General features: G+C 52.5%; 2 protein-coding genes and 6 pseudogenes. 5 read left to right on the top strand and 3 right to left on the bottom strand.

Features of this window, described 5'->3' with window-relative positions; translation table 11 throughout:
* Positions 1 to 420 precede the first annotated feature (420 nt).
* On the top strand, positions 421 to 2,292 hold the full coding sequence (locus PWM43_RS15120; RefSeq protein WP_289843302.1) for a hypothetical protein: 1,872 nt from the start codon (positions 421 to 423) through the stop codon (positions 2,290 to 2,292).
* 53 nt (positions 2,293 to 2,345) lie between these two features.
* Positions 2,346 to 2,488, top strand: a pseudogene (locus PWM43_RS15480) (IS5/IS1182 family transposase); the annotation flags it as partial.
* Here PWM43_RS15480 and PWM43_RS15115 read toward each other — a convergent pair.
* Positions 2,429 to 3,022 (bottom strand): annotated as a pseudogene (locus tag PWM43_RS15115) (IS5 family transposase); the annotation flags it as partial. The pseudogenes PWM43_RS15480 and PWM43_RS15115 sit on opposite strands and share 60 nt — an antisense overlap.
* A gap of 155 nt (positions 3,023 to 3,177) precedes the next feature.
* Here PWM43_RS15115 and PWM43_RS15110 point away from each other — a divergent pair.
* Together PWM43_RS15110 and PWM43_RS15105 are read left to right on the top strand one after the other, a co-directional pair.
* Positions 3,178 to 3,918 (top strand): DUF4422 domain-containing protein, encoded by a 741-nt coding sequence (locus PWM43_RS15110; RefSeq protein ID WP_289843301.1) that lies wholly within the window; start codon positions 3,178 to 3,180, stop codon positions 3,916 to 3,918.
* Positions 3,919 to 4,082: 164 nt separating this feature from the next.
* A pseudogene (locus PWM43_RS15105) lies at positions 4,083 to 4,520 on the top strand (IS5 family transposase); the annotation flags it as partial.
* A gap of 117 nt (positions 4,521 to 4,637) precedes the next feature.
* Here PWM43_RS15105 and PWM43_RS15100 read toward each other — a convergent pair.
* Positions 4,638 to 4,901, bottom strand: a pseudogene (locus PWM43_RS15100) (integrase core domain-containing protein); the annotation flags it as partial.
* Here PWM43_RS15100 and PWM43_RS15095 point away from each other — a divergent pair.
* Positions 4,899 to 5,816, top strand: a pseudogene (locus PWM43_RS15095) (IS256 family transposase); the annotation flags it as partial. The pseudogenes PWM43_RS15100 and PWM43_RS15095 overlap by 3 nt on opposite strands.
* A 47-nt stretch (positions 5,817 to 5,863) precedes the next feature.
* Here the strand turns inward: PWM43_RS15095 and PWM43_RS15520 are convergent.
* Positions 5,864 to 6,004: pseudogene (locus tag PWM43_RS15520) on the bottom strand (IS481 family transposase); the annotation flags it as partial.
* Positions 6,005 to 6,090: the final 86 nt, after the last annotated feature.

Genomic DNA, 6,090 nt, shown 5'->3' with positions numbered 1-6,090 from the left:
TCGGCTGCCAGTCGATCAACGCCACGATCTCGTCCAGCGATGACGTGGAACGGTCCGGTCGCGAGAACCCAAGACAATCCTGACCGATTGAACGATGCGCCATCACAATCCCCAGCGTCCTAAAACGAACGCCAGCGAATCATCAATCTCACCCACCGTCCACTACCCGCGCATAGGTCTCATAAAGCATTCCGTTGAGAAACAGACGATTATCCTGTGCTGGGCGAGACCACCGGCCACGTTCAGGCGGCAGAAGATTGCCAATGATTGCCCATTCCTCGTCCGTCAGGTCGCCGCAAAGACCCGCTTTGAATCACATCCCCAATACCCTGAAAACGTCTCTTGTCAACAAAACGTAGTTATTGATAAAAAGTTGATAATTAGATAGATTAACGGAAAACTATAAGTGAGGGTTGCGTGATGTTACGCTGGTTTTCTCTCGTATTTATTTTATTTATATTATTTTCACCGGTGAAATACATTCAGGTTGTAGCCAGTTTTTGTATAGAACAAGCAGTTGCCTCGTCGATTTTGATAATGAACCAAGATGATATCACATATTCCGCTAGCACTTTCCCAAACACCACGATTGATGACAGCCGCCCTAACTCCTTCTTGAGAAAAATTTATAACGCGCCGAGCCAGATAGACCTTAGCACTTATGTTGTAGGTTATGATGCCACCAGTCTGGATGCCTGCGCGCGCGATGGTCGGCCGGCGCTTGCGGGCATCGACGCCAAAGTAATGGGAATTATATCTCAATTAATGACTATTGGTTATACCTTAACAACCATGAGAGCTCTATCAGCACGGTCGGTAATATCGAGTTCGGTATCACGGGGACTGTCGGACAAATGGTCGGACGTCCCTACGGTTAAAGATATGGGGGCTCGGATGACTGGCGCGACAACGGATATCGCGCCTCTTCAGCAGAGTTACGAGGCAGCCGCACCGGGCGTCGGTATCGTCAACGTGCCCTCGGGAGCATGGCCGTCTATCAACGGCGTGCCTTTTGCTCCCACGAAGAGCGACCAGACAAAAACGATCCTGTGGAACCTGTTGGGACCAGTGACATCCGGTGGCAGTCCACTCTCGCGAATCGGCAGCGGAGATGTCACAGAATCCTATAACGCCAATTCCAAAAATTACGCCCGAGACTGGTATCATGGTGTATCGGACGCGCCGATCGTGCGTCTGGCGCTGAACAACTATGCGTCGGATTGGCATACGGATTTTCAGGGCGCGTCTACGCCTCTGGCGCTGGGTATCTCTGTCTATTCACATCCCGGTTCGAACGGGAATACGGTCGGAGCGCATGTCGATCTATACAGCTACGGCAACACGAACGGCGTCGCTGCCGATCAGGCCTACGCTACCGGGATCACCAAGGGCGGCACGAACGGAGTCTGGGGATTCGCGGGCCAGATCACCGATGTCACCGGGCATGATGCCGACGGCACGATCACCTGGGCCGACGAACTGGATATCATGTCGAACGGCGACGATGTCGCGGCATCAAAATATGACCCCAGCACGTCATCGCGTGTTTTTCATTTCCTTTCGGCCAAGATGCAGGATTTTGGTGGGTGGACTGCCAATCATGCCTACACCGCAAATGAGCATATAAATGCTGCTGGTGGCCCGACAGGTTGTGGAATCTACACTGTCGTATCGGCAGGAATGTCCGGCAGTTCAGAACCAGCGTTCACCGATGCTGGCAACGTGATCGACGGAACCGTGACATGGAAATACTCAGCCTCATGTCAAAATGTGGTGGGCACAGGTATTGAGTTCACCAATGACGGAGCATCCAGATACAACACAGGGATCGGGTCCGCATCGACGACATTCGACAACGCGGCCCTGGATTTTTCAAAAGCCTCCAACAACCCTAACGTCGCCAATGGTGCGATGATCCGTCTGCCAGCAGGTGGAATTGTCGATTGGTCTGCCAACTCAACGGCAGCGGGCAAGAACAAGCACATCATGTTCTATTCACCCACGGCGGGCTTCCTTTACGAGGCGAATGGATCAGTGGTTATGGCCATCCACGATGACGGGAACATCGTTGTCCCCGGCACGATCACAGCAGGCTACTTGATGCTCAATGGACCCGTTCAGCTACAGAGCCTCCCAAAAGCGACAATTTTGGGTATCAACACGGCACAAGAAGGCATGAAATTCTATGACAGCGATGATCATGTCGAGGTTACATATCGCTGTCCGACTGCTTCTACCTGTGCTTGGTTTCCTACACAATATGGTATCGCGCTCAGCAACGGAAAACGTTAGCAGCCTGTCGGGTTGGGGTACCCTGTGAAGGGGTAAGGTTGTAAGGTGGTGTGATGAGCAGCTTCATCCTGTTTGACCGGTCTCAGCTGTATCTTCTGCCTCCTGATCTGAAGTCGTGGCTTCCGGCTGTGATATGGCGCATTTCGTTGTAGGCGCCATCGGCGAACAGATGCTTCACCCACGGCCAACGCTTGCGGATCGCATCCAGGATCATCTGGGCGCCGGCACTGTCGGAGATGTCGGCCGGGGTCAGATTGACCATCAGGAGGCGCCCGTCCGTATCGACGGCAATATGGCGCTTGCGTCCGACGACCTTTTTGCCGGCATCGTAACCCCTTGTCCTCGCATGAGGCGCCTTGATGCTCTGGCTGTCGATCACCGCCGCTGTCGGACTGGCCTCGCGGCCTGCCTGCTCCCGGTCGAGCATCAGTTCAACGTCATGGAGGGGCTGGAACAGGAACCGTCGCGCCAACTCACGAAACCAGCCATAGACCGTACGCCAGTGTCCGAAATGGATCGGCAGCATGCGCCAACCACAGCCTGAACGAACGAGATAGCGCACCGCATTGATCACCTCACGGAATTCGACCTCCCGTGGGCGGCCACGACGCCCAGGACCTGGCATCAATGGCGCGATCCGCTCCCATTCCGCGTCTGTCATGTCAGACGGGTAGCGTTTCGTCTTCCGGGTGATCCCGGCCATCCGGCCCCTCTGCTCTGGCGTCCACATCCAGTGCTTGAATCACACTCCACCGATTTCCCAAACAGGCTCTAAGAACTGAGGGCCAGGGCAACCATCATCCGCAACGCTAAAATGGCTAGTCATAATGATATAATTCTAATATGCTTCAAAAGAGTGACTATTTTGGAAGGTAAGATAGTTTAATGAGTACAAAAATCTATGTGGCAGGACATAATAATTTTGATTTCCCATGTGATAGTGGTTATGTGCCAATGATATGTGGGCAAGATTTAATAAATATAGACACTGTGTTTTGCTGTGATAATTCGAATGATAATATTTCAAAACTTAATAAAAACTTTTGTGAGCTGACGGCCCTTTATTGGATATGGAAAAATGACTCCAGTTCAAGTGTAGTTGGACTAAACCATTATAGGAGATTTTTTGCAAAAAAAAATATTGGATGTGAAAAATTTACTGAATACAACTCAGGGAAAACTTTAATAAAAAGGGAAATTTCAGCGTCTAATGATTTTAATATTGGAGAAAATTATGATTTAGATATAATTGTATCTGAAAAACATCATGTTGGAAACATAATACAACAGTACAGTATGTGTCATTATGTGGAGGATATGTATATTGTTAGAAACATAATAGATAAAGTTTATCCAGAATATATTCCTGCATATGATTTTTTGATCACAAATTGCAACTATATTTCTAGAGGAAATATGTTTGTCGCAAAAAAGCATATCGCAGACGAATATTCAAAATGGATATTTGATATATTATTTGCTATGGCCGATATGAAATTTTACAACAATTATGACGATTACCAAAAAAGAGTATTTGGATTTATATCGGAAAGGATAATGGGGGTTTGGTTGCTAAAAAACAGACAAAATATATGCATGGAAAGAAGGAATATAATTGAATTTTAATATAAATATATTTATTTGTACAGAACCGCTGTGAAGCCCGGCCCATTTGGAGGGTTCGAAGGACCCCTGTGAAGCGTCCCGGGTTTCCCGGAGGCTCCTATCTGTGAGAAGGAGCTATGATGAACACGATAAGCCAGAGATTTTGTAGCTGCTCACGTCGCTTGCGAAAAAGGGGTTACGATGCCGGCAAGAAGGTCGTCGGACGCAAGCGTCATATTGCCGTCGATACGGACGGGCGCCTCCTGATGGTCAATCTGACCCCGGCCGACATCTCCGACAGTGCCGGCGCCCAGATGATCCTGGATGCGATCCGCAAGCGTTGGCCGTGGGTGAAGCATCTGTTCGCCGATGGCGCCTATGACCGCCTGAAGTTGATGGACAAGGCGACTTATCTGGATTTCATCGTCGAGATTATCCGCCGCCGTGACGGAGCAAAGGGCTTCGAAGTGTTGCCACGAGGCTGGGTGGTCGAGAGGGCCTTTGGCTGGATGACCCGCTGGCGGCGGCTCGTGCGTGACTACGAGCGCCGCGTCGACGTGTCACAGGCCATGATCTTCGTCGCCATGGGCGCCAATCTCATGCGCAGAAATGCTCACCCATAATTTTCCAAACAGGCTCTAGCAACTGTGTTTAAATGACGGGGCTAATGCGCCACGGCAGGCCTGTTTTCAGGACAGCATTTGCGATTGTGACGAGACGTCGCGCAATCGCGATGATGACTAGATGTTTAGTCCCGGGATTTGATGGTGCGGATTTTGTATGAACCGTGATGGGTCTTTTTCCCACTGCTGGCAAATGAATTCATATGGGGTGAGCCCGCGTAGTGTCTTGAGCCTGCGAGCGAAATTGTAGGCCGCGACGAAATTGGTGAGGTGCTGGCGCAGTTGGTCGTGCGTTTCGTAATAGAAGCGCTTGACGGTCGCCTCCTTGATCGTCCGGTTCATGCGTTCGACCTGGCCATTCGTCCACGGATGTCGGGGTTTCCCGGCTTCGACGATCGGATCATCTCGATGTATGCGCACGGGATGAGCGTACGCGAGATCCAGGGCCATCTGCTTGAAATCTATGGGGTGGAAGCCTCACCAGACCTGATCAGCGTCATCACCGACGCCGTGCTGGACGAAGTGGCAGCCTGGCAGAGCCGGCCGCTGGAGGCGGTCTATCCGGTGGTGTTCTTCGACGCTTTGCGGGTGAAGATCCGCGACGAAAGCGTCGTGCGCAACAAGGCGGTGCATATCGCCCTGGGCGTGCGCGCCGACGGTACCAAGGAGGTCCTCGGCCTGTGGATCGAGCAGAACGAAGGCGCCAAGTTCTGGCTCCGGGTCATGAACGAACTGCGTCATCGCGGCGTCGAGGATATCCTGCTGGCCGTGGTCGACGGGCTCAAGGGGTTTCCAGACGCCATCCGTGCCGTCTTCCCCGAAGCCCTGGTGCAGACCTGCATCGTCCATCTGCTGCGCCACTCGCTGGATTTCGTCGCCTGGAAAGACCGCAAATCCGTGGCCACGGCCCTGAAGGATATCTATCGGGCGGTGGACGCCGAAGCCGGAAAAGCTGCCCTGGCCGCCTTTGCCGAAAGCTCCTGGGGCCGGAAATACGCGGCGATCGTCCAGTCCTGGGAACGGGCCTGGGAGGAGGTCATTCCCTTCTACGCCTTCCCCGCCGACGTCCGGAAATTGGTCTATACGACCAATGCCATAGAGGCGCTGAACGCCAAGCTGAGGCGGGCCGTCCGGGCCAGGGGGCATTTCCCCAATGACGACGCGGCTCTCAAGCTCCTCTTCCTGGCCTTGAACCGGGCCGAGAAAGAATGGATCATGCCCCCGAGGGAATGGTCCATGGCAAAGGCACAGTTCGCCATTCTCTTCGGTGACCGCTTCGCCCGCGCCACCGTCTGATCAATAACGTGAACAACGCCTCTCACACGAAATTCCTGACAGTCCCCGATGATGGCTTCCTCCTCGATCGACAGGACCGTCGAAAGAGCCTTCGGACCAGTGCGCCGATCCGCCGTATCGACCCGCCCCTTCCATTTGGCGACCGTCTTCGGGTTGATCCCGTAGCGTGCCGCCAGTGTCCTCATACTAAATTGTTTTGGATGTGACTCATGGGGGTGCCCATAGGCGTTAAATTGTGATTCACAGGATACCATCGTTGAAGGAAGGTATCTCT

It is taken from the genome of Brytella acorum (assembly GCF_029309905.1).
GTDB lineage: Bacteria > Pseudomonadota > Alphaproteobacteria > Acetobacterales > Acetobacteraceae > Brytella > Brytella acorum.
This window is presented reverse-complemented; position numbering and strand designations above follow the sequence as displayed.

Bases quoted from the DNA above. Each gene is read 5' to 3' on its own strand.
- PWM43_RS15120 (WP_289843302.1), top strand. From the start codon at position 421: ATGTTACGCTGGTTTTCTCTCGTATTTATTTTATTTATATTATTTTCA.
- PWM43_RS15110 (WP_289843301.1), top strand. From the start codon at position 3,178: ATGAGTACAAAAATCTATGTGGCAGGACATAATAATTTTGATTTCCCA.